Below are 22,272 nucleotides of genomic sequence, written 5' to 3'. Positions count from 1 at the left end.
CGACGTGAAGGGCCTGTTGCGGCCGTTCGCCTCCCTGATCCCGGCGCGGAATCAAGGCCGAAGGCCGCCGCGCCAATGTCCCCTCCAGGCCAAAACCACCCCATCCCCCACCACCACCGACCGCTCACGACGCGCCAAGCGCCGCCTCCGCCGCCATGGCCACCCTCAGCAGCCGCTCCTCCTGAAACGGCTTGCCGCACAGCATCAGGCCGCAGCCCGGCACCCCGGTGGGCAGCGTCACCGCGGACAGCCCCAGCAGGTTACCCACCCGCGTGTTGCGCAGCGTCAGCAGGTTCTCGGTCACGTAGTAGTGCTCATCCTCCATCAGCCGGGCATGATCCGGGGGCAAGTTGGGGGCGGTGGGCATCAGCACCGCGTCATAGCCCGCCACACGGGCATTCCACGCCGCGCGCAGCCCGTCGAGCGTCTGCCAGCCCGCCACGTAATCCGCCGCCGAAATGGTCTTGCCGCCCCTGAACCGCTCGCGGATGGGGGCAAACATCTTGTCAGGGTCGGCCTCGATCACGTCGCGCCAGAGCCCGTAAGCCTCGCCGGAAAACAGCGCGGGCGAGAGCGGCATCGCGTCGGCGACCTCGGGGGCGTCGATCTCCTCGATCACCGCGCCCGCCTCGCGCAGCCGGGCGCAGGCCATCGCATAGCCCGCTGCCGGCTCTGACCGCAGGTCGTCCATCACCACCGTCTGCAACGCGGCAAAGCGCATCCCCGCCAGCGATGCGCCGCGCAGATCCGCCGGTCTTCCGCCCTCGAGCGCGGCCAGCATCAGCGCGGCATCCGCGACCGAGCGCGCCAGCGGCCCGACCGTGTCGAATCGCAGGCAGAGCGGCACGACGCCTTGCAGGGACACGCGGCCCGCCGTGGTCTTGAACCCCACCAGATCGTTCCACGCCGAGGGGATGCGCACCGAGCCGCCGGTATCCGACCCGATCCCGCAGGCCGCGAGGCCAAAGGCCACGCTCGCCGCCGCGCCGGAGGAGGAGCCGCCGGGCACGGCATCCGCATCGTTCACACAGGGCGGCGTCGCGGTCACCGGGTTGAGGCCCAGACCGGAGAACGCCAATTCGCTCATATGCGTCTTGCCGAGGCACACCAGCCCCGCCGCCGTCGCGTTGCGCAGCACCTCGGCGTCGCGCCCCGGCACCCGGCCCTTGAGCAGCGCCGACCCCGCCTCGGTCGCCACGCCCGCGCTGTCGAAGAGGTCCTTCCAGCTCACCGGCACGCCGTCGAGCGGGCCGCGCCGCTGGCCGGCGCGCGCCCGCGCCGCCGCCGCCGCCGCCTCGGCGCGGGCACGCTCCGCGGTCACCACGCTGTAGATACGGTCGCGCAGGGGATGCGCGGCGATCGCCGCGAGATAGGCGTCGGTCAGCGCCTCGGGGTCGATCTCTCCCCGACCGATCGCGCGCCCCAGATCGCCCGCGCTCATCCTCAGCCAGTCCCGCATCGCCCCGCTCCCTCCTGCTTATCAAATCCAGTGCTAACGGCAGAGCGACGCATGGACAATCCCGCGCGCGCGGACATATTGGGAAGCATGACCCATGACAGCGATCTCCTCATCACCGGCGGCGGCCTCAACGGCCCCGCCCTCGCGCTCGCCGCGGCACAGGCGGGGCTTTCCAGCACGGTGATCGACGCCCTGCCGGAACCGGCGCGCAAGGACGCCGGTTTCGACGGCCGCGCCTATGCGCTGGCGCTGGCCTCGGTGCGGCTGTTGCGCAATCTCGGGGTCTGGGAGCGGGTGGCCGACAACGCCCAGCCGATGCTGGAGATCAAGGTCTCGGACGGGCGCGCGGGCGAAGGGCCGTCGCCGTTTTTCCTGCATTTCGATCATGCCGAGATCGAGGAAGGCCCGATGGGCCACATGCTCGAAGACCGCTTCCTGCGCCGCGCGCTGATGGAGGCGATGACCGGGGAGCCCCGCATCGCGCAGGTCTCGGGCGATACCGTGACGGCGCAGGAGGTGGACGAGACCGGCACCACCGTCACCCTCGCCTCGGGCAAGACCCTCACCGGGCGGCTGCTGATCGGGGCGGACGGGCGCGCGTCGGGCACTGCCGCGCGGGCGGGGATCCGGCGCACCGGATGGGGCTACGGCCAGACCGCCCTTGTCGCCGCCATCGAGCACGAATTGCCGCATCACGGCATTGCGCACCAGTTCTTCATGCCGCCCGGCCCGCTCGCCATCCTGCCGCTGCCGGGCAATGTCAGCTCTATCGTGTGGTCCGAGACCGACGCCACCGCCGCGCGCTTTGCCGCGCTGTCCGACGCCGATTTCATGGAGGTGCTGCGACCGAGGTTTGGCGATTTCCTGGGCGATATCAAGCTGCGCGGCAAGCGCTACACCTACCCGCTCAGCCTGACGGTCGCCAACAGCTTTGTCGCGGACCGGTTGGCGCTGATCGGCGATGCCGCCCACGGAATGCACCCGATCGCGGGCCAGGGCCTCAACGCCGGGCTGCGCGACGTGGCGGCGCTGGCGCAGGTACTGTCGCAGGCCGCCCGCCGCGGCGAGGATATCGCCGCGCCAGATGTGCTCGCCCGCTACCAGCAATGGCGGCGCTTCGACACGGCGACGCTGGCGATGGCCACCGACCTCACCAATCGCCTGTTCTCCAACGACAACCCGATTCTGCGTGCGGCCCGCGATCTCGGCATGGGGGCCATCGGGCAGATGCCCGCCCTGCGCCGCGGCTTTATCCGCGAGGCGGCCGGGCTCACCGGCGAGTTGCCCGCCCTGATGAAGGGATGAGCGGCGGCCATCGCGCCCGCCGCCTGAGACGCACCACCCGGGGATGATCCGGTCGGCACGACCATGGCCGGAATGCGGGGCGCGTCTCGAATGGCCCAGAAATCCCTTGGCAAACGCGCCCCGGCATGGTGCAAGACCGCATACCCCCAAGGGACCCGCCCGTATGGACACCGCCTTTCTCGTCACCGCCTTCGTCGCGCTCTTTGTCATCATCGACCCGATCGGGATGACGCCACTCTTCGTGGCGCTGACGCAGGGCATGGACAGCGCCCGCCGTCGCGCCATCGCGATCCGCGCCTGCGTGGCCGGCGCGCTGCTGATCGCGGTCTTTGCCGCGTTCGGCGAGCAGGTGCTGGGCTTTATCGGCATTTCCATGCCCGCGTTTCGCATCGCGGGGGGCATCCTGCTGTTCCTGACCGCGCTCGACATGCTGTTCGAGCGGCGCGCGCGCCGCCGCAAGGGACAGGCCGATGCCTCGGAGGAGGACGAGGGCGACGACCCGTCGATCTTTCCGCTGGCGATCCCGCTGATCGCCGGGCCCGGCTCGATCACCACGGTGATCCTGCTGGTGGGGCAAAGGCCCGGCACAGAGGGGCTGCTTCTGGTGATCGCGGTGATGCTGTCGGTGATCGCGCTGGCGCTGGTGCTGTTTCTGATGGGCGGACTGCTGGAGCGGGCGCTGGGCAGCGTCGGGATCAACGTGGTGACGCGGCTGCTGGGCATGCTGCTGGCCGCGCTTGCGGTGCAGTTCGTCCTCGACGGGCTGCGCGGGTTTGGATTGGCGGGCTGAAGACCCATATACGCCGCATGGACAGCTTCGATTTCCCCCGCCTCGTGTATCTGTCGATCCTCGGATCGGTGCTGGTGCTGTGGTTCGTGGTGCAGGGCCGCGAGTCGCTGGGCAAGCTCTTGCAGCACGCCGCCGCCTGGGGGCTGATCTTTCTCGGCGCGATCGCGGTGGTGGGGCTGTGGCAGGACATCCGCCAGACCGTGCGCCCGACCCAGAGCGTCATCAGCGACAGCCGCATCGAGCTGCCGCGCGCGCCGGACGGGCATTACTACGTGACCGCGGAGGTCAACGGCACGCCCACCCGCTTTGTCGTCGATACCGGGGCGAGCCAGATCGTGCTCAGTCGGGACGATGCGCGCGCCGCGGGGATCGACACCGGGGGCCTGATCTACACCGGCCGCGCGCAGACCGCCAACGGCACCGTGCGCACCGCGCCGGTGCGCCTCGACAGCCTCGCCATCGGCCCGTTCGAGGACCGGGGCGTGCGCGCCGTGGTCAACGAGGGCGCGATGGACGGCTCGCTTCTGGGCATGGACTATCTGCGCCGCTTTTCCAGCGTCGAGATCACCGGCGAGCGGCTGGTGCTGACGCGGTGAGACCCGGCCGGGACATGCCCTGCCGCGCGCGCGAAGAAGGCCGTGGCAAGACGGCCGTGCCGGGCACTGTTGCCCCTCACATCCCGCCGAATTTCTCTTCGAGATAATCCAGCAGCGGCCCTGCCGTAGGCGCGGCCCCGCCACAGGCACGCGCGATCACCTCCGCCGGGTCGAACCGTCCGCCATGCACCTGCACCCGGCCCCGCAGCCACGCGGTCGCCCCGTCGGTCTCGCCGCGCGCAAGCTGCGCGTCCAGATCCGGCACCGCCCCGCGCATCGCCCGATACAAGCACCCGGCATAGACATTGCCGAGGCTGTAGGTTGGAAAATAGCCGAACAGTCCCACCGACCAATGCACATCCTGCAACACGCCGTTCGAGGCCCGATCCACCGCATGGCCGAAATCGGCCTCGAACCGGTCGTTCCACGCGGCCTCCAGATCATCAGTGCCCAGATCGCCCGCGATCAGCGCCTTTTCCAGATCGAACCGCAGCATGATATGCAGGTTGTACTGCACCTCGTCCGCCTCGGTGCGGATATGGCCGCGGTGTACCCGGTTGACCGCACGATAGAAGGTGTCGGCATCCTTGACCCCGAAATCGCCGAAGGTCTCGCGCATCCGTTCGAACAGCCAGCCGGTATAGGCGCGGCTGCGGCCAAGCTGGTTCTCGTAGATCCGGCTCTGGCTTTCGTGCACGCCCATCGACACGCCCTGACCCAGCGGCGTCAGGCGATAATCGGGGTCGATGCCCTGCTCATAGCAGGCGTGGCCGACCTCGTGGATCGTCGAATAGAGGCAGTTGAACGGGTCATGCTCGCTCACCCGCGTGGTGATGCGCACATCGTCGCCGCTGCCGGATGAGAACGGATGCACCGCCATGTCGAGCCGCCCGCGCGCGAAATCATAGCCGAAATTCCGCGCCAATTCGCGCGACAGGCGCAGTTGCGCCTGCTCGTCGAAATGCGCATCGAGCGCGGGCCAGTCGCGGTCCAGCGCGCGGGCGCGCAGATCGACCAGCCGGGGCCGCATCTCCGAAAACATCGCATCGAGCCGCGCCGCCGTCATGTCGGGCTCGAAATCTTCAATCAGCGCATCGTAGAGGTCGCGCCCGCGCGCCACGGCGGCGGCCTCCTCGCGCTTCAATCGGATCACCTCGGCCAGCACCGGCGCGAAGGCAGCGTAATCATCCGCTGCGCGCGCCTCGGCCCATTGCCCCTGCGCACGGCTGGTGAGACGCGCCAGCGCCACCGCCAGATCACCCGGCACCAGCGTCGCGCGGTCATAGTCGCGACGGACATGGCGAAGCTGCGCGCGGGCCACCTCGTCCGTCGCCTCTGCCTCTGCCTCGGCCAGCAGGTCGCCGCGCCGCGCATCCGTGCGCCGGGCGTGCAGCACCGCCTGCATCGCGCCTGTCTCCTCGGACCGTTGCCCGGCGGCGCCGCGCGGCATCATGGTTTCCTGATCCCATGCCAGCCGCCCGGCCACCTGCGCCAATCCTTGCGTGTCGCGCTCCTGCGCCATCAGATCGTCATAGGCCGTCATGCCGTCCCCCCCCGGATGGATGTGGCGCGCGGATACTGGCTCAGGAACCGCGCCCTGAGGATCAGCACCCAGAGCACCACCGCCACGAATTGATGCGCGATGGCCAGATGCCACGGCGCGATATAGAGCACGGTCATGATCCCGAGGCTCATCTGCAACACCAGCACCGCGAACATCGCGGTGAACGCGCCGCGCGTGACCCCGTGCGCAGAGCGCCGCCCGCGCAGCCAGACCACCACGGCAAAGGCCAGCAGCAGATAGCCGCTCACCCGGTGGATGAATTGCACGGTGCCGGGGTTCTCGAAGAAATTGCGCCACCACGGCGCAAGGTCCATCATGTCGGGCGGCAGGAGCCCCCCGGCCATCAGCGGCCAGTCGGTATAGGTGCGGCCTGCGTCGATGCCCGCCACCAGCGCGCCCAGCAGGATTTGCAGAAAGGCGAAATGCATGAGGCCGGTGGAGAGCCCGAACAGCCTGCCCTCGCGCCCGCGCCGGGCCTGCATCAATTCGCGCTCCTCGCGGCCCAATGCCATCACGTACCACGCGATCAGCCCGAGGATGACGAAGGCCAGCCCCAGATGCACGGCGAGCCGGTAGGAGGCCACGGCGATCATGCCGTCGCCCAGGCCCGAGGACACCATCCACCAGCCGATCGCGCCCTGCGCGCCGCCCAGCGCGCCAAGGCCAAGAAGACGCCCGGTCCAGCCCTTGGGGAGCTGCCGCGCCAGCAGGAAGCCGAAGAACCCCAGCGCCCAGACGAGGCCGATCACGCGGCCCAGTTGCCGGTGGCCCCATTCCCACCAGTAGATCGCCTTGAACTCGGCCAGGCTCATCCCCTTGTTGAGCAGTTCGTATTGCGGGATGGCGCGATACCTGTCGAATTCCTCCTGCCAGACCGTTTGGTCCATCGGCGGCAGCGCGCCGGTCACCGGCTTCCATTCCGTGATCGACAGCCCGCTGTCGGTCAGCCGCGTCAGCCCGCCCACGGCGATCATCACCGCCACGAGGGCAAAGAGCGCCATCAGCCACAGCCTGATCCCGCGCCGCGCGCCGCGCCGCCCGGCATCGATGACGCCGCCCCTCGGCGCGGTTTGCCGCTGTCCGGCATCCACATCCTCGAAAATACTGCGCTTCCCGCTCATGCCCCGCCCCTTGTCTGCGCGTCGCGGCAGAGATTAGGCCGCGCCCCGCGCGCCTTCAACCGCGCCCCGCCCGGCGGACCATCTGCCGCATGATCCCGTGCAGCATCCGCACATCCGCACCGGTAAGCGGCATCCGGCTCCACATGTTGCGCAGGCTGAGCCGCATCCGTGCCGCCTTGTGCGCGGGAAAGAAGAAGCCCGCCGCCTCCAGCCGTTCCTCGTAGTGATCGGCCAGCCGCTCGATCTCTTGCCGGTCGGCCCGGTCGGCGCCGGCCATGTCCATGCGCTCGGCCACCACCTCCGCCGTGGCGCGCCGCCACTCGTAGGCGCAGAGCAGCACGCATTGCGCGAGGTTGAGCGAGGGAAACTCCGGGTTCACCGGCACGTTCACCAGCGCATTGGCGCGCGCCACGTCCTCGTTCTCCAGCCCCGCCCGCTCGGGGCCGAACAGCATCGCCACGCGCTCTCCGGCGGCGAGACGGCGCGCGGCCTCCTGCATGGCGCGCTCGGGGCTCAGCACCGGCTTGGTCAGGCCGCGCGCCCGCGCCGTCGTCGCCATCACGAAGTGGCAATCGCCCACCGCGCCCGCCACGTCATCGAACAGGCCCGCGCCATCGAGCAGCCGCCCCGCGCCGCTCGCCATCGCGACGGCGGCTGGGTTGGGCCAGCCGTCGCGCGGGGCCACGAGGCGCATCCGGTCGAGGCCGAAATTCCACATCGCCCGCGCGGACGCACCGATATTCTCGCCCATCTGCGGCCGCACCAGCACGAAGGCGGGCTGTTTTCTGTCAGTGTCTGGGATCGTCGGGCCGGTCATAGGGGAGGGGGAATGCGCGCGCCCCGCGCACCTATTCCGCGGCCTCTGACGGGTCGGCGGAGAGGTCCGGGCCGCCGTCGCCGCCTTTGCCGCCCGTGCCACCCTTGCCCTTGTCGCCGCCCTGCCCGCCATTGCCACCGTCACCACCGTCACCACCGCCACCGCCGGACTTGGACGGCTTGCGGCTGCGCGGCTTGCGCGCGGGTTTGCGCGGCGCGCCGCCGCCCTCGCCGCGACCCTCGTCCTTGGTCTCGGGTGTCTCGACGAGGCCGCTGTCCTCGGTGCCCACGGGGTCGATGATGTCGGGCTGCGGGCCGCGGCCCGGATCGCCCTGTTGCTCCGCGCCCTGCCGGGCATCGCGGTCACGCGCACCGCCGCCACTGCCACCGCCGTCGCGCGGGCCGCGATCGCGATCGCGCTCGGATTGCCGCTCGCGGTTCTGGCGCTCGTGCTCCTCGCGCCGCGCCTCCTGCTCGCGCTGCGCCTCGTTGAGCATGCGCTGGTAATGCTCGGCATGCTGCTGGAAATTCTCGAACGACACGCGATCATTGCCAAGCTGCGCGTCGCGGGCAAGCTGGGTGTATTTGTCGATGATCTGCTGCGGTGTGCCGCGCACCTTGCCCTCGGGGCCGGAACTGTCAAAGACCCGGTTGACGACATTGCCGACGGACCGGTTGCGGTTCGACTTGTTCCGCGAACGTGACTTGGATGATCTCATGTGCTTGCAGTCCAGCCTTGTGGTCTGAGTGCCGCTTGATCCGACCGGCGCGCCGCGCGCCTGAAAATCCCGGATCGGACATATCTTGGCTTGATACCGCCCGAGACACCCGACGAGGGGTCCACCTGAGCGATACCCTGTCTAACCATGCCCGCCCCTGCCTTACAAGTGAAAACCACGGCATTTCGCCGGGAATCCCGGTATTTTCCCGGCCATCACCCGGTTTCGCCGGGATACCGCCCGGTTACCACCCGGTCGCGCCCGTCCATATCGGGCAGGATTCGCACCTCCGCCAGGCCGGCATCCGCAAACAGCCGGGCCACCTGCGGCCCCTGCCCCGCGCCGGTCTCGACCAGCACACGGCCGCCGGGGGCGAGATGCGCGCGTACCCCGGTCGCGATGGCGCGATACGCCCCCAGCCCGTCGGCGCCGTCGCTCAGCGCCGCGCGCGGATCATGCCCGCGCACCTCGGGGGCCAGCCCCGCCATCTCGGCCTCGGCGATATAGGGGGGGTTCGACACGATCAGGTCGAACCGGCCCGCCACGAGGTCGAACCAGTCGGCTTCCACCAGGTCGAGCCGCGCGGCCACGCCGTGCCGCGCGGCGTTGCCCGACGCCACCGCCAGCGCGGCACGAGAAATGTCGGTGGCCACGCCGCGCGCGCCCGGCACCTCCGCCAGCAGCGTCACCGCGAGACAGCCGCTGCCGGTCCCGAGGTCCAGCAGCCGCGCAGGCGCCGGCCCCGCCAGCGCCTCGGCCACCAGGCACTCGGTCTCGGGGCGCGGGTCGAGCACATCGGGCGTCACCGCGAAATCGCGGCCCCAGAACGCCCGCCGCCCGAGGATGCGCGCCACCGGCTCGCGCGCCAGCCTGCGCGCCAGCATCGCGTCGAGCCGCGCCCGCGCGCCCGGTGCCATTGCGTCTCCGAGATGCAGGGTCAGCCGGTCGCGCGCCACCCCCGCCGCCTCGGCCACGAGCGCGCGCGCGTCGCCCGCCGCGCCCTCGATCCCGGCCTCCGCCAGCGCCCGCTGCGCCGAGGCCAGCGCCGCGCGCAGGCTCATTCCACCTCCGCCAGCAGCCGCGCCTGCGCGTCGGCGGTGAGCGCGTCGGTCAGCTCGTCCAGATCGCCCTGCATCACCTGATCGAGCTTGTAGAGCGTGAGGCCGATCCGGTGATCGGTGACACGTCCTTGCGGGAAATTGTAGGTGCGGATGCGCTCCGAGCGGTCGCCCGAGCCCACCTGCGCCGCGCGGGTCGCGGCGCGGTCGCCGTGCGCCTTCTGCCGCTCCATGTCAAACAGCCGCGCGCGCAGCACCTCCATGGCGATATCGCGGTTGCGGTGCTGCGATTTCTGGCTGCTCGTGACCACGATCCCGGTGGGCAGGTGGGTGATCCGCACCGCCGAATCGGTGGTGTTGACATGCTGCCCCCCTGCGCCGGAAGAGCGCATGGTGTCGATGCGCAGGTCGTTCGGATCAACCGCCACATCCACCGCCTCGGCCTCGGGCAGCACCGCCACCGTTGCCGCCGAGGTGTGGATGCGCCCGCCCGATTCGGTCTCGGGCACCCGCTGCACCCGGTGCACGCCGGATTCGAACTTGAGCCGCGCGAACACCCCCTCGCCCTTCACCCGCGCCACCAGTTCGCGCAGACCGCCCAATTCACTCCACTGCTCCTCGACCACCTCGAAGGACCAGCCCCGCGCCTCGGCGTGGCGGGCGTACATGCGCATCAGATCGGCGGCAAAGAGCGCCGCCTCCTCGCCCCCCGTGCCGGGCCGGATTTCCAGGATCGCGGGGCGCGCATCGGCGGCGTCCTTCGGCAACAGCGCCAGCCGCAGCGCGTGCTCCATCCCCGGCAGCCGCGCCTCGATCCCGGCGATCTCCGCCTCGGCAAGTTCGCGCATTTCCGGCTCATCGAGCATCCCGCGCGCCGCCTCCAGATCGTCCAGCGCCCGCCGGTAGGCGCGGATTTCCGCCACCACCGGGCGCAACTCGGCGTATTCGCGCCCAAGACGCGCCAGATCGCCGCCGCCCTGCGCCATCTGCGCCTCGATATACTCGAAACGCTCGACGATCCGCTGCAATCTGTCCAAGGGCACCATGGGGCGATCCTCTGTCCCATCGCCGCGCCCCGGTCAAGGCCCGCCTCACCCGCGCGCCGCGCTTCTTCCTGGCAAAAATACTCGATTGCGCGGCCTCCCCGCCGGCGCGACGCTTTATCCCGCATCCTTGACTTGGTGAGCGGCCCATGCGCGTGCTATGATCGCTCCATGCGGTACCTTCTGCCCCTCATCCTCGCGGCCACGCCCGCGCTGTCGGATGCCACCATCGGCGGCCAGACGGTCGAGTGCTACTGCACCGACACCAGCGGCGCGCGCGTGGAGATGGGCGAGATGACCTGCCTTCGGGTGGACGGGCGGATGTTCATGGCGCGCTGCGCGATGTCGCTCAACGTGCCGATATGGCGCAAGGTCTCCGACGGCTGCCTGTCATCCAGCCTCGGCCAGACGCCCGAGCCAGCCGTCGATGCGACCGGCGTTCACACCCATATCTGAGCGGCCAAAGCGCAGCCGCCCGTAGATCTCCAGCATCTCGCCATCCTGCCGCACCGTGGTGTAATCGGGAAAGCCGAACACGCGGCTGCGGGTGACATAGGTCACCATCCCCTGATCCACCGACCCCGCCAGCACCCGCGTGCGCGGGGTGTCACGGACGATCGCATCGAGCGCGGCCAGATCGCCCTCGGCGCGGCGCATCGCGCCGCCCTCGATGTCGCGGTTGCCGACCGTCTCGGGCATCTGATGCCAGCGCGCGGGATCGGACGGGGCCAGCCGGATAAAGGCGAGCACCCCGGCCAGCGCGGCAACGACCGCGATTACGGCGATGCGGCGCAGCATGGACTCAGCCGCCCGTGCCGGGGGGATCGACGGTATCGGCCAGCGCTTCGGCGCGGGCGGCGATCTCGGACAGGGTGTCCACCACCGTGTCGGGGACCACCGGCACCTCCACCCTCTCGGGTTCCGGCGCGGGGGCGGCGCGCAGCGCCTCCAGTTCGGCCTCCGCCGCGGCGAGCCGGTCCTGCAATCCTGCGGTCTTGTCCGCGAGCATCAGCCCCGCCATCAGCAGCATTCGCGCCTCGGGAACCCGGCCCACCTGCGCGCTCAGCACCGCGGCCTCCTCGTCGAGCATCTTCGCGGCGGCGTGCAGATAGCTCTCCTCGCCGTCCTGGCAGGCCACCTCGAAGGGTCGGCCGCCGATCTCGATGGTCACCTCGGGCATCACGCGTCCTCCGTCTCGTCCGCCGCGCCGGGGGCGGCCCCGGCCACGGCGCTGTCGATCTCGGCCAGCACGGCGGCGACCTCGTCGCGATCCGCCTCCCGGGCCGCGCGCAGCGCGTCAAGCTCGGCCTGCAGCGAGGCGTTGATGGCCCCGGGATCGACCACCCCCGCCGCGTGCGCCGCGCGCAGCGCCGCGTTGCTCTCGCGTAGCTGCGCGTTGGCGGCGCGCAGCGATTGCAGGTCGGCGTCGAGCCGCGTCAGCGTCTCGCCTCTCGCCTCCTGACCGTCGTCCGGTGCCGCATCCCCGTCCTTGCGTTCCTGCGTGGCGGCGAGGGCCGCCTCCTTTTCCTCCAGCCGGGAATGCAGCACGCGGATACGCTCCTCGAGCTGCGCGGTCACCAGCCGCTCATCCTCCAGCTCCTGCTGCAGCGTGGCAACGTCCGCACCTTCCGCCGCGGATTGCGCGTCTTTTGCCGCCGCGGCGTCGGCTCGGGCCGCCTCCGCCGCCGCCTCGGCCTCGGCGCGGGCCTCCACGCCCTGATGAATGCGCTCCAGCGCCGCGGTGATCCGGGTCTGCAACTCCTCGATCTGGCTCATCTCCCCGATCCCTCGTTTCTTTCTGGCGTTGACGTCAACGAATCGCACGACTGGCCCGTGTCGATCAAGTCTAGACGCATCGGCCCGGAAATGCGCCCCCCATCGGGCGCGCGGGCCGCCATCCGCGGGCCGCGCGGCGCTTGAATTCCCGGTGCGGGCTGGTATTGAGCGGGCACTCGTCACATCGCTCAAAGGACGCCCCCTTGGATATCGCAGCCCTGCGTAAATCGCATCCCGACCACTGGACCAAAGCCGCGGCCATCCGCGCGCTCACCCTCGACGCCGTCGCCGCCGCCAAGTCCGGCCATTCGGGGATGCCCATGGGCATGGCCGACGTCGCCACCGTGCTTTATGAAAAGCACCTCAGGTTCGACCCGCGCAATCCCGACTGGCCCGACCGCGACCGCTTCATCCTGTCGGCGGGGCATGGCTCGATGCTGCTCTATTCGCTGCTGCACCTGACCGGTTATGCCGACATGACGATCGACGAAATCCGCAATTTCCGGCAATGGGGCGCGCGTACCGCCGGCCACCCGGAATACGGCCACGCCAGCGGCATCGAGACCACCACCGGTCCGCTCGGGCAGGGCATCTCCAACGCCGTCGGCTTTGCCATCGCCGAGGAGAGCCTGCGCGCCCGCTTCGGCCCCAGGCTGATGGATCACCGCACCTACGTGATCGCCGGCGACGGCTGCCTGATGGAGGGGGTGAGTCAGGAGGCGATCACCCTCGCGGGGCGCCAGCGCCTGTCGCGGCTGATCGTGCTGTGGGACAACAACAACATCACCATCGACGGCAGCGTCGATCTCGCCGACCGCACCGATCAGGTCGCGCGCTTCCGCGCTTGCGGCTGGGAGGTGATCGAGATCGACGGCCACGACCCCGATGCCATCGACGCCGCCCTCACGGCGGCGAGGGCGAGCGATCTGCCCACGATGATCGCCTGCAAGACCCATATCGCGCTCGGCCATGCCGCGCAGGATACCTCCAAGGGCCACGGCGCGCTCACCGACCCCGATCAGCTCGCTGCCGCGAAACAGGCCTATGGCTGGTCCCACGGCCCGTTCGAGATCCCGTCGGACGTCAAGGCTGCGTGGGAAGAGATCGGCCGCCGCGGCGCGTCCGGGTTCGACGCATGGACCGCGCGGCTCGAAGCCACACCGCCCGCACGCCAGGCCGAAATCGCCCGCATCTTCGCCCGCGAGGTGCCGAAAAAGCTCACCGCCCGCATCCGCGCGCTGAAAAAGCAGGTCAGCGAGGAGGCCCCCAAGGTGGCCACCCGCAAGTCGAGCGAGATGGTGCTGGAGGTGGTCAACCCGATCATGCCCGAGACCATCGGCGGCTCGGCGGATCTGTCGGGCTCGAACAACACGCGCACCGGCGACATGACCGTGTTCGATGTGGAGAACCGCAAGGGCCGCTACATCCATTACGGCATCCGCGAGCACGGCATGGCCGCGGCAATGAACGGCATGGTGCTGCATGGCGGCATCCGTCCCTATGGCGGCACCTTCATGTGCTTTACCGACTACGCCCGCCCCGCCATGCGCCTGGCGGCGCTGATGAAGGTGCCGACCGTCTTCGTCATGACCCATGACAGCATCGGTCTGGGCGAGGACGGCCCCACTCACCAGCCGGTGGAACACCTGGCGATTTCACGCGCCACGCCCAACACCCATGTCTTCCGCCCCTGCGACACGGTCGAAACAGCCGAGGCGTGGGAGCTGGCCCTGCAATCGAAGGACACCCCCTCGGTGCTGTCGCTGACCCGGCAGGGCCTGCCGACCCTGCGCACCACGCACAAGACGAAAAACCTCAGCGCCCAGGGTGCCTACGTTCTGGCCGACGCGGAGGGCAAGCGCCGCGCCATCCTGCTGGCAACCGGCTCGGAGGTCGAAATCGCGATGGCGGCGCGCGACCTGCTGCAGGCCGAGGGCATCGGCACGCGCGTCGTCTCCATGCCTTGCTGGGAACTGTTCGAGGCGCAGGACGAGCGCTATCGCCGCCGCGTCCTGCCCGCCGGTCCGGTGCGCGTGGCGGTCGAGGCGGGGATCCGCTTCGGCTGGGACCGCTGGCTCTACGGCGAGCGCGGGCGGCGCGAGAAGGGCACCTTCGTCGGCATGCACGAGTTCGGTGCCTCCGCGCCCGCCGGGGTGCTGTATGAGCAGTTCGGCATCACGGCAGAGGCGGTGGCCGCCGAGGTGAAATCGCTGCTCTGAGTGAGGGATCGGGGGGCAACATGCCCCCCGCCGCTTCGGCCCCGGTTGCGCATCGCAAGGCAGGGCGGGGCGGTATTGGCCTTAAGCGGACGTTGCAGTGAGCCGCGCCGGGGCCAAATCCCAACCGTCCGCCCAAGGCAATACCCCCCCCTTGCATCCTTACCCCCGGCACGGCACGCTTCGCCGCGACCCGCCAGCCCGGAGGCCCGCCCATGTCCCGCGATCCGCTCCTTCAGCCCTACACGCTGCGCCATCTGACGCTGAAGAACCGCATCATGACCACCAGCCACGAACCCGCCTATGCCGAGGACGGGCTGCCCAAGGACCGCTATCGCGCCTACCATGTCGAACGCGCCAGGGGCGGCGTGGCGCTCACCATGACCGCCGGATCGGCGGTGGTCAGCCGCGACAGCCCACCCGCCTTCAACAACATCCTCGCGTATCGCGACGAGGTGGTGCCGTGGCTGCGCAAGCTCGCGGACGAATGCCACAATCATGGCTGCGCGGTGATGATCCAGCTCACCCATCTGGGCTGGCGCACCCGCTGGGACCGGGGCGACTGGCTGCCCTCGCTCGCCCCCTCTCCCTTGCGCGAGCCCGCCCACCGCGCCTTTCCCAAGGTGATGGAGGACTGGGACATCGCCCGCATCATTACTGACTACGCCGACGCCGCCGAGCGGATGCAGGCCGCCGGGCTCGACGGGATCGAGCTAGAGGCCTACGGCCACCTGATGGATGCCTTCTGGGCGCCGCGCCAGAACGCGCTCGACGCGCCCTGGAACGGCGATCTGGAGGCGCGGATGCGCTTCTCGCTCGACGTGCTGTCGGCCATCCGCGACCGCACCGGCCCCGATTTCATCGTCGGCGTGCGCTACACCGCCGACGATCTCGCCACGCACGGCATCACGGCCCGTGACGGGCTCGCCATCGGTCACCGCCTCAAGGCCAGCGGCATGGTCGATTTCCTCAACGTGATCCGGGGCCGGGTCGATACCGACGCCAACCTCACCGACGTGATCCCGGTGCAAGGCATGAAATCGGCCCCGCATCTCGATTTCGCGGGCCGGGTGCGCGCGGAGATCGGCCTGCCCACCTTCCACGCCGCGCGTATCCCCGACGTGGCCACCGCGCGGCACGCGGTCGCCACCGGACAGCTCGACATGGTCGGCATGACCCGCGCCCACATGGCCGAGCCGCGCATCGTGGCCAAGATTGCCGAGGGGCGCGAGGACGATATCCGTCCTTGCGTCGGTGCCACCTATTGCCTCGACCGAATCTACCAGGGCGGCGAGGCGCTGTGCATCCACAACGCCGCCACCGGCCGTGAACTCGACTTGCCGCACGAGATCACGCCCGCGCCCGTTCCCCGGCGCGTGGTGGTGGTCGGCGCAGGGCCCGGCGGGCTCGAAGCGGCGCGCGTGGCGGCCGCGCGCGGGCACGCTGTGACGGTGTTCGAGGCCGCCGACCGGCCCGGCGGGCAGGTGCGCCTCGCCGCGCAATCCCGCCGCCGCGCCGAACTCATCGGCATCATCGACTGGCGCATGGCCCAATGCGCGGCGCGCGACGTGGAATTCCGCTTCAACGCCTGGGCCGAGACGGCAGACGTGACCGCGCTCGACCCCGATGTCGTGATCATCGCCACCGGCGGGCTGGCGCAGCAGGATATCCTCGACGCGGGCAATGACCTGACGGTGACGGCATGGGACATCCTCACCGGCGACGTGAGGCCGGGGCGCGAGGTACTCCTCTTTGATGACGCGGGCGACCACGCCGCATTACAGGCGGCGGAGGTGATCGCGGCATCGGGGGCGACGGTCGAGGTGATGACCCCCGACCGCGCCTTCGCCCCCGAGGTGATGGGGATGAACCTCGTGCCCTACATGCGCAGCCTCCAGGACAAACCGGTGACCATGACGGTCGCGCGCCGCTTGCGTTCGGTCGCGCGCGCGGGCAACCGGCTGCGCTCCATCATCGGCACGGATTATTCCGATCACAGCTATGAGGCAGAGTTCGACCAGGTCGTGGTCAATCACGGCACCCTGCCGCTCGACGATCTCTACCACGAGCTGCGCCCGCTCTCGCGCAATGGCGGCGCGGTGGATCACGACGCGCTCATTGCCGGGCGGCAACAGGCCCTCGCCGCCAACGCGGGCGGCGCGTTCCAGCTCTTCCGCATCGGCGACGCGGTCAGCGCCCGCAACATCCACGCCGCGGTTCACGATTCGCTGCGGCTGATGTGCGCGCAGTGAACGGGTAAGGAAAGCGCGAGGGCGCACGCGGGGCGGTCTGACCTGTTGCGAACGCCGCAGGATCGCCCCCGCTCACCCCGCCTCGGCAAGCCGCGCCACGTAGCGCGCCAGCGTGTCGATCTCGAGGTTGACGAGATCGCCCGCGGCGACATCGCCCCATGTCGTCACCTGCTGCGTGTGGGGGATAAAGTTGATGCCGAATTCGCGCCCCGCCACTTCGTTGACGGTGAGAGAGGTGCCGTTGAGCGCCACCGACCCCTTGGGCGCGATGAACCGCGCAAGCCCCTCGGGGGCGCGCAGGGTGACGCGGGTGCTGTCACCTTCCTCGGCCACCGAAACCACCTCGGCCAGCCCGTCGACATGGCCCGACACGATATGCCCGCCCAGCTCGTCGCCGACCTTGAGGGACCGTTCCAGATTGACGCGGCGCCCGTCCGTCCATTGCGACAGGTTGGTGCGCGACAGCGTCTCGGCGGAGATGTCCACGTCGAACCAGTCGGGGCCGAGGCCGACAACCGTCAGGCACACGCCGTCGCAGGCGATGGAGGCACCCGTTTCTATGGTCGCGGTGTCGTAGCCGGTTGCGATCCGCGCGCGCACGTCGCCGCGCTGCTCGACCGCGCGGATCCGGCCGATATCGGTGACGATGCCCGTGAACATGCGTGCCGCTCCCTTTGCTCGCCTGCCCCCGAGGGCCTAGCGCCCCCGCCGCGCCAAGACAAGGCGGTGCCGCGCATCGTGGCTTATTTTCGTCGGTATTTCCTGCTAGACGCATTCCCTGAGACCAGTGAGCGGAGACATGCGGACATGCCGGGGCTGACCGGAGAGGGGCGCTCTTTCCTGTTGCTGCAGGGGCCGCACGGGCCGTTCTTCTACCGGCTGGGGCAGATGCTGCGCCGGTCGGGGGCCGAGGTGCGGCGCGTGGGCTTCAACGCGGGCGACCGCGCGTTCTGGCCCGACGCCGCCACCTACATCGCGTTTCGCGACGCGCCTGACCGCTGGCCCGAGACCGTCCACGCCCTGATCGCCGCGCATGGCGTGACCGACCTCGTGCTTTACGGCGACACGCGGCCCGTCCATGCCGAGGCCGTGGCCATCGCCCGCGCGACGGCGATCACGGTGCATGTGTTCGAAGAGGGTTACATGCGCCCCTACTGGATCACCTACGAGCGCGGCGGCACCAACGGCCATTCGCGGCTGATGGAGCTGGGGATCGCCGAGATGCGCGCGGCGCTCGCCGCCTCGGACATGGACACCGCCCTGCCCCCCGCAAGCTGGGGCGACATGCGGCAGCACATCTTCTACGGCGCGCTCTACCACGGTTGCGTGCTGGCGATGAACCGGGGCTACCGCCGGTTCCGCCCGCACCGCGCGATCGGGGTGGGGCGGGAGTTCGCCCTCTACCTGCAGCGATTGCTGTTCATGCCCGCGCTGGCACTCGAACGGCGGCTGGCGACCTGGCGCATTCGAACCGGCGGCTTTCCTTACCACGTCGCGCTCCTGCAGCTCGAACACGACGCCTCGTTCCAGGCGCATTCGCCGTTCGCGTCGATGACCGGGTTTCTGGAGGTGGTTATCAAGGGCTTTGCCGAGGGGGCTCCGCCACATCATCACCTCGTGGTCAAGGCGCACCCGCTCGAGGACGGGCGCGCGCCGATTCGCGTCGCGCTGCGTCGGCTGGTGGCCGAACACGGGCTGACCGGTCGGGTGCATTTCCTGCGCGGCGGCAAGCTCGCGCCGCTGCTCGACGAGGCGCGCAGCGCCGTCACCGTCAATTCCACCGCCGGGCAACAGGTGCTGTGGCGCGGCATCCCCCTGCGCACCTTCGGCGCGGCGGTCTATGCCAAGCCCGAGTTCGTGTCGGACCTGCCGCTGCCCGCATTCTTCGCGCGGTCCGAGCGCCCGGACCGGCGCGCCTATGCCGATTACCGCCGCTACCTGCTCGAGACCAGCCAGCTTCCCGGCGGGTTCTATTCGGCGCGCGGGCGACGGCAGGTGCTGCGGCAGGTTGTCGACATGATGCTTGCGGCCGATGATCCCTACGACGCGCTGAGCCGCGGCACCGCGGCACCGCGGCAACAGTTGCGCGTCGTCCCCTGAGGCAGACCACAGGAAAAGCTGGATTTTTCCGGCCTCATACGGTAACTTTCATAAAAAAATCCGAGGCAGAACCAGAACAGGTCGAGGAGACCGAGCAGTGACATCCCGACAGTTCCGATGGGTCCGTCCCGTCGCCTTTCTTCTGGTGGCGAGCCTTGTCGCGGGCTGCGGCCTGCCGCGCGTGGGCCCCAACAAGCGCGAGATCTACGCCGGATCGGTGCAGCGACAGGGCGATGCCTTCATCGTGACAGTCAACGACCGCGTCACCCGCGCCACGGCGGTACAGCCCGCGCTTGGCTTTACCGATAATTTCCTAAATGCCGGGCTGCTGGGATCTGACACGATCAGCCCCGGCGACACGCTGGGCCTGACGATCTGGGAAAACGTCGATGACGGGCTGCTGACCGGGGCAACCGCGAACCAGACCATCCTCGAAGAGGTGCAGGTTGACGGCTCGGGCTTTATCTTCGTGCCGTATGCGGGCCGGATCCGGGCTGCGGGCAACACCCCCGAGGGCGTGCGCCGGGTCATCACCGCGCGGCTCGATCAGCAAACCCCCGATCCGCAGGTCGAGGTGCGGCGCGTCGCGGGCAACGGCTCGACCGTGTCGGTGACCGGCGCGGTCAGCGGCCAGGGTGTCTATCCGATCGAGGCACCGACGCGGCGGCTCTCGGCGATGATCGCGGCGGCGGGCGGCATTGCCATCGAGCCCGAGGTGGCGCAGATCACCGTGATCCGTGGCAACAAGCGCGCCAAGGTCTGGTTTCAGGACCTATTCAAACACCCCGAATTCAACATCCCGCTGCGCGGCGGCGACCGTATCCTCGTCGAGGCCGACACCCGCTCCTACACCGCGCTCGGGGCCACCGGCACGCAGGCGCGCGTCACTTTCGAGACCCAGACGCTCAGTGCGCTCGAAGGCATCGCGCAGGTCGGCGGGCTGACCGTTTCGGCCTCCGACCCCACCGGCGTCTTCGTCATGCGCAACGAACCCGCCGAGATCGCCAACCAGGTGCTGGGTCGCGACGATCTGGTGGGGGCGCAGCGCATGGTCTACGTGCTCGACCTGACCCGGCCCAACGGCATGTTCATGGCCCGCGATTTCGCCATCCGCGACGACGACACGATCTACGTGACGGAAGCGCCCTTCGCGCAATGGGCCAAGGTGATCTCGGCGCTCACCGGCACACTGGGCGCGGTCGGCTCGGTCTCGACCGCTTCGAGCACGCTCTCGGGCGACGTATGACGCCATCGCGGGACGACGCACCCGCCGGGGCCGATACGCCCCGGCGGGTTTTCCATTTCAACGGCGGGTTCCTGTGGCAGCGCCGCGTGCGCCGCATCCTGCATCTCGCCGGGTACAACCTGCGCGTCGGCTGGCCCTCTGCCGGGGATCTCGTGGCGGTCTGGGGCCGGAGTCCGGCCGCCGCACGCGGCGAGCGGATTGCGACCCGCACCGAGGCCGGGCTCTTGCGTATCGAGGACGCGTTCCTGCGCTCGGTCCTGCCGGGGCGCGCCGGCGCGCCGCCGCTGGGTCTGCTGATCGACCGCCAAGGGGTGCATTTCGACGCCGACGCGCCGTCGGATCTGGAGCGGACCCTGGCGCGCCACCCGCTCGATGAGACGCCGCTTCTGGACCGCGCGCGCGACGCCATGACACGGCTGCGCGAGGGCCACCTGAGCAAGTATTCCGGTGTCGATCCCGCCCTGCCCTGCCCCGATCCGGGTTACGTGCTGGTGATCGACCAGACATACGGCGATGCCTCGGTGCGGCATGGCGGGGCAAGTGCGGCGCGTTTTCGCGAGATGCTGGCCTGCGCACAGGAGGAAAACCCGCACGCGCCCATCCTGATCAAAACCCATCCAGAGACCACGAGCGGACATCGCCGCGGCTATCTCAACGGCGCCGAAGCGGGGCGGGTGCGCTTCATAACCGAACCGATCAGCCCCTGGCCGCTGCTCGAAGGCGCACAGGCGGTCTATACCGTGTCGTCGCAAATGGGGTTCGAGGCGATCCTCGCGGGCCACCGCCCGCAGGTGTTCGGGCGGCCGTTCTATGCCGGGTGGGGTCTGACCGAGGATCGCCACCCGGCACCGTTCGCGCGGCGCGGACGGCGCCTCACGCGCGCACAGCTTTTCGCCGGCGCGATGATCCTCGCCCCCACCTGGTACGATCCCTGCCGCGACCGGCTGTGCGATCTGGAGACGGCGCTCGCGCAGTTCGAGGCCGAGACCCGCGCCTGGCGCGAGGATCACCGGGGCTGGACCGCGCATGGCATGCGGCTTTGGAAACGCGCACCCCTCCAACGCTTTTTCGGCAGCCAGCGGCGGGTGATCTTCGGTCGCACGCGCGATGATCGCCCGGCGATGGTCTGGGCCTCGGCAAAGACGTCAGCCCCCGAGGGCGCGGTGCGAGTCGAGGACGGTTTCCTGCGCTCGCGCGGGCTGGGGGCCGACCTGGTGCCGCCGCTGTCGCTGGTGCTCGACGATCTCGGCATGTACTATGATCCCGCCCGCGAGAGCCGGCTGGAGCGGCTGATCGCAATGCGCGCGACACTGCGCGCCGATCAGGCACGGCGCGCGCATACCCTCATCACGACGCTGACGGATCACGGGCTGAGCAAGTACAATCTCGGCAGCCCCGCCCCCGCCCTGCCTGACGGCCACCGCATCCTCGTGCCGGGACAGGTCGACGACGACGCCTCGATCCGGCTGGGCGCGGGTGGGACCGCCACCAATCTCGATCTGCTGCGCCGTGCCCGCGAGGAAAACCCCGGCGCGGTGATCCTCTACAAGCCGCACCCGGACGTGGAGGCCGGGCTGCGCCCCGGCGCGGCACCGCCGGGTGCGCTCGACGGGCTGGCCGACGCGGTGGTCGCGGGCACCGATCCCGCCGCGCTGCTGGCGCAGGTGGCCGAGGTCTGGACCATGACCTCGCTGCTGGGGTTCGAGGCGCTGTTGCGCGGCGTGCGGGTCACGACCACGGGCGCGCCGTTCTACGCGGGATGGGGTCTCACCCGCGATCTCGGGCCAGTGCCCACGCGACGCAGCACCCGGCCCGGGCTCGAGGGGCTGGTCCACGCCACACTGATCGACTACCCGCGCTACCGCGACCCGCTGACCGGGCTGCCCTGCCCGGTCGAGGTGGTGGCCGACCGGCTGAAGCACGGTGAGGTGCCGCGCGCAGGGGCGGCCAACCGGCTTCTGTCCAAGGCGCAGGGGGCACTCGCGGGCCATGCGTGGCTGTGGCGCTGAGCAGGAGTGGCCGGAGCGCGGCTGGCCTGGAGGGGACATTGCGTTGAGCCGCGCCATCGGCAGGCCGCGGGCTGGCGATCCGACGTTTATTCAGGGCACTTTATGTCTCAGCATCCGTAAAACCTGTAATCGGTGCGCATACTTGACGATATCGCCAGTCCGTCACGCCGAAGGCGTGCCGCGTATACCGGCGCACCTCCGG

At 70.0% G+C, this 22,272-nt stretch carries 20 protein-coding genes; 9 read left to right on the top strand and 11 right to left on the bottom strand.

Features of this window, described 5'->3' with window-relative positions; translation table 11 throughout:
- Nucleotides 1-124 precede the first annotated feature (124 nt).
- The gene (locus tag ACFFU4_RS00355) at nt 125-1,459 is read right to left on the bottom strand and encodes an amidase (protein WP_377065884.1); all 1,335 of its coding nucleotides are present in this window, start codon (nt 1,457-1,459) and stop codon (nt 125-127) included.
- 51 nt (nt 1,460-1,510) lie between these two features.
- On the opposite strand from ACFFU4_RS00355, the gene ACFFU4_RS00350 reads away from it, so the two are divergent.
- From ACFFU4_RS00350 to ACFFU4_RS00340, 3 genes are all read left to right on the top strand, one after another.
- Nucleotides 1,511-2,764 (top strand): FAD-dependent monooxygenase, encoded by a 1,254-nt coding sequence (locus tag ACFFU4_RS00350; protein ID WP_377065882.1) that lies wholly within the window; start codon nt 1,511-1,513, stop codon nt 2,762-2,764.
- A gap of 163 nt (nt 2,765-2,927) precedes the next feature.
- Complete coding sequence (locus ACFFU4_RS00345; protein ID WP_377065880.1) at nt 2,928-3,554, top strand: MarC family protein; 627 nt, start codon at nt 2,928-2,930, stop codon at nt 3,552-3,554.
- 17 nt (nt 3,555-3,571) lie between these two features.
- Nucleotides 3,572-4,150, top strand: coding sequence for a retropepsin-like aspartic protease family protein (locus ACFFU4_RS00340; RefSeq protein ID WP_377065878.1), 579 nt, complete (start codon nt 3,572-3,574; stop codon nt 4,148-4,150).
- Nucleotides 4,151-4,226: 76 nt separating this feature from the next.
- Here ACFFU4_RS00340 and ACFFU4_RS00335 read toward each other — a convergent pair whose 3' ends face one another.
- From ACFFU4_RS00335 to prfA, 6 genes are all read right to left on the bottom strand, one after another.
- On the bottom strand, nt 4,227-5,693 hold the full coding sequence (locus ACFFU4_RS00335; protein ID WP_377065876.1) for a carboxypeptidase M32: 1,467 nt from the start codon (nt 5,691-5,693) through the stop codon (nt 4,227-4,229).
- Complete coding sequence (ctaA, locus tag ACFFU4_RS00330) at nt 5,690-6,835, bottom strand: heme A synthase (protein WP_377065874.1); 1,146 nt, start codon at nt 6,833-6,835, stop codon at nt 5,690-5,692. The genes ACFFU4_RS00335 and ctaA overlap by 4 nt, the downstream gene beginning before the upstream one ends.
- 55 nt (nt 6,836-6,890) lie before the next feature.
- Nucleotides 6,891-7,652, bottom strand: a complete 762-nt coding sequence (locus ACFFU4_RS00325) for an RNA methyltransferase (RefSeq protein ID WP_377065872.1) — start codon at nt 7,650-7,652, stop codon at nt 6,891-6,893.
- 31 nt (nt 7,653-7,683) lie between these two features.
- On the bottom strand, nt 7,684-8,370 hold the full coding sequence (locus tag ACFFU4_RS00320; RefSeq protein WP_377065870.1) for a DUF4167 domain-containing protein: 687 nt from the start codon (nt 8,368-8,370) through the stop codon (nt 7,684-7,686).
- Between the two features lie 215 nt (nt 8,371-8,585).
- Entirely contained in the window at nt 8,586-9,431 is an 846-nt protein-coding gene (prmC, locus tag ACFFU4_RS00315; protein WP_377065868.1) for a peptide chain release factor N(5)-glutamine methyltransferase, read from the bottom strand.
- Entirely contained in the window at nt 9,428-10,474 is a 1,047-nt protein-coding gene (gene prfA / locus ACFFU4_RS00310) for a peptide chain release factor 1 (RefSeq protein WP_377065866.1), read from the bottom strand. Before prfA ends, prmC begins: the two co-directional genes overlap by 4 nt.
- Nucleotides 10,475-10,642: 168 nt before the next feature.
- Here prfA and ACFFU4_RS00305 point away from each other — a divergent pair, with 168 nt between their 5' ends.
- The gene (locus tag ACFFU4_RS00305; protein ID WP_377065864.1) at nt 10,643-10,927 is read left to right on the top strand and encodes a hypothetical protein; all 285 of its coding nucleotides are present in this window, start codon (nt 10,643-10,645) and stop codon (nt 10,925-10,927) included.
- Here ACFFU4_RS00305 and ACFFU4_RS00300 read toward each other — a convergent pair.
- From ACFFU4_RS00300 to ACFFU4_RS00290, 3 genes are read right to left on the bottom strand one after another with little or no spacing between them, the layout of a single operon-like run.
- Nucleotides 10,862-11,269: a DUF1499 domain-containing protein gene (locus tag ACFFU4_RS00300; protein ID WP_377065862.1), complete on the bottom strand. Its 408-nt coding sequence runs from the start codon at nt 11,267-11,269 to the stop codon at nt 10,862-10,864. The genes ACFFU4_RS00305 and ACFFU4_RS00300 overlap by 66 nt on opposite strands.
- A gap of 4 nt (nt 11,270-11,273) precedes the next feature.
- Nucleotides 11,274-11,651, bottom strand: coding sequence for a cell division protein ZapA (locus ACFFU4_RS00295; RefSeq protein ID WP_377065860.1), 378 nt, complete (start codon nt 11,649-11,651; stop codon nt 11,274-11,276).
- Complete coding sequence (locus ACFFU4_RS00290) at nt 11,651-12,247, bottom strand: hypothetical protein (protein WP_377065858.1); 597 nt, start codon at nt 12,245-12,247, stop codon at nt 11,651-11,653. The genes ACFFU4_RS00295 and ACFFU4_RS00290 overlap by 1 nt, the downstream gene beginning before the upstream one ends.
- A gap of 203 nt (nt 12,248-12,450) precedes the next feature.
- On the opposite strand from ACFFU4_RS00290, the gene tkt reads away from it, so the two are divergent.
- Both tkt and ACFFU4_RS00280 read left to right on the top strand, forming a co-directional pair.
- The gene (gene tkt / locus ACFFU4_RS00285; RefSeq protein ID WP_377065856.1) at nt 12,451-14,466 is read left to right on the top strand and encodes a transketolase; all 2,016 of its coding nucleotides are present in this window, start codon (nt 12,451-12,453) and stop codon (nt 14,464-14,466) included.
- A gap of 212 nt (nt 14,467-14,678) precedes the next feature.
- Nucleotides 14,679-16,715, top strand: a complete 2,037-nt coding sequence (locus tag ACFFU4_RS00280; protein WP_377065854.1) for an oxidoreductase — start codon at nt 14,679-14,681, stop codon at nt 16,713-16,715.
- Nucleotides 16,716-16,787: 72 nt separating this feature from the next.
- On the opposite strand, the gene ACFFU4_RS00275 is transcribed toward ACFFU4_RS00280, so the two are convergent.
- On the bottom strand, nt 16,788-17,375 hold the full coding sequence (locus tag ACFFU4_RS00275) for a riboflavin synthase (RefSeq protein ID WP_377065852.1): 588 nt from the start codon (nt 17,373-17,375) through the stop codon (nt 16,788-16,790).
- 147 nt (nt 17,376-17,522) lie between these two features.
- Between ACFFU4_RS00275 and ACFFU4_RS00270 the strand changes: the two genes are divergently transcribed.
- The 3 genes from ACFFU4_RS00270 (at nt 17,523) to ACFFU4_RS00260 (ending at nt 22,070) form a co-directional block, all read left to right on the top strand.
- A complete protein-coding gene (locus ACFFU4_RS00270) occupies nt 17,523-18,815 on the top strand; it encodes a capsule polysaccharide biogenesis protein (RefSeq protein ID WP_377065850.1) in 1,293 nt (430 codons plus the stop codon).
- 97 nt (nt 18,816-18,912) lie between these two features.
- A complete protein-coding gene (locus ACFFU4_RS00265) occupies nt 18,913-20,061 on the top strand; it encodes a polysaccharide biosynthesis/export family protein (protein WP_377065848.1) in 1,149 nt (382 codons plus the stop codon).
- A complete protein-coding gene (locus tag ACFFU4_RS00260) occupies nt 20,058-22,070 on the top strand; it encodes a capsule polysaccharide biogenesis protein (RefSeq protein WP_377065846.1) in 2,013 nt (670 codons plus the stop codon). The genes ACFFU4_RS00265 and ACFFU4_RS00260 overlap by 4 nt, the downstream gene beginning before the upstream one ends.
- The last annotated feature ends 202 nt before the right edge of the window (nt 22,071-22,272 follow it).

Source organism: Roseovarius ramblicola (genome assembly GCF_042430665.1).
In the GTDB taxonomy this organism is placed as follows: Bacteria; Pseudomonadota; Alphaproteobacteria; order Rhodobacterales; family Rhodobacteraceae; genus Roseovarius; species Roseovarius ramblicola.
Note: the sequence above shows the minus strand (reverse complement) of the source record. Positions and strands in the feature narration are given on the sequence as shown.

What these genes read in the sequence shown, in the direction of transcription:
- ctaA (WP_377065874.1), bottom strand. Translation starts at nt 6,835, where the DNA reads ATGAGCGGGAAGCGCAGTATTTTCGAGGATGTGGATGCCGGACAGCGG.
- ACFFU4_RS00320 (WP_377065870.1), bottom strand. Translation starts at nt 8,370, where the DNA reads ATGAGATCATCCAAGTCACGTTCGCGGAACAAGTCGAACCGCAACCGG.
- ACFFU4_RS00290 (WP_377065858.1), bottom strand. Translation starts at nt 12,247, where the DNA reads ATGAGCCAGATCGAGGAGTTGCAGACCCGGATCACCGCGGCGCTGGAG.
- ACFFU4_RS00300 (WP_377065862.1), bottom strand. Translation starts at nt 11,269, where the DNA reads ATGCTGCGCCGCATCGCCGTAATCGCGGTCGTTGCCGCGCTGGCCGGG.
- ACFFU4_RS00280 (WP_377065854.1), top strand. Translation starts at nt 14,679, where the DNA reads ATGTCCCGCGATCCGCTCCTTCAGCCCTACACGCTGCGCCATCTGACG.
- ACFFU4_RS00350 (WP_377065882.1), top strand. Translation starts at nt 1,511, where the DNA reads ATGGACAATCCCGCGCGCGCGGACATATTGGGAAGCATGACCCATGAC.
- ACFFU4_RS00305 (WP_377065864.1), top strand. Translation starts at nt 10,643, where the DNA reads ATGCGGTACCTTCTGCCCCTCATCCTCGCGGCCACGCCCGCGCTGTCG.
- ACFFU4_RS00345 (WP_377065880.1), top strand. Translation starts at nt 2,928, where the DNA reads ATGGACACCGCCTTTCTCGTCACCGCCTTCGTCGCGCTCTTTGTCATC.
- ACFFU4_RS00340 (WP_377065878.1), top strand. Translation starts at nt 3,572, where the DNA reads ATGGACAGCTTCGATTTCCCCCGCCTCGTGTATCTGTCGATCCTCGGA.
- ACFFU4_RS00335 (WP_377065876.1), bottom strand. Translation starts at nt 5,693, where the DNA reads ATGACGGCCTATGACGATCTGATGGCGCAGGAGCGCGACACGCAAGGA.
- prfA (WP_377065866.1), bottom strand. Translation starts at nt 10,474, where the DNA reads ATGGTGCCCTTGGACAGATTGCAGCGGATCGTCGAGCGTTTCGAGTAT.
- ACFFU4_RS00270 (WP_377065850.1), top strand. Translation starts at nt 17,523, where the DNA reads ATGCCGGGGCTGACCGGAGAGGGGCGCTCTTTCCTGTTGCTGCAGGGG.
- ACFFU4_RS00295 (WP_377065860.1), bottom strand. Translation starts at nt 11,651, where the DNA reads ATGCCCGAGGTGACCATCGAGATCGGCGGCCGACCCTTCGAGGTGGCC.
- ACFFU4_RS00355 (WP_377065884.1), bottom strand. Translation starts at nt 1,459, where the DNA reads ATGCGGGACTGGCTGAGGATGAGCGCGGGCGATCTGGGGCGCGCGATC.
- ACFFU4_RS00275 (WP_377065852.1), bottom strand. Translation starts at nt 17,375, where the DNA reads ATGTTCACGGGCATCGTCACCGATATCGGCCGGATCCGCGCGGTCGAG.
- prmC (WP_377065868.1), bottom strand. Translation starts at nt 9,431, where the DNA reads ATGAGCCTGCGCGCGGCGCTGGCCTCGGCGCAGCGGGCGCTGGCGGAG.
- ACFFU4_RS00325 (WP_377065872.1), bottom strand. Translation starts at nt 7,652, where the DNA reads ATGACCGGCCCGACGATCCCAGACACTGACAGAAAACAGCCCGCCTTC.
- ACFFU4_RS00260 (WP_377065846.1), top strand. Translation starts at nt 20,058, where the DNA reads ATGACGCCATCGCGGGACGACGCACCCGCCGGGGCCGATACGCCCCGG.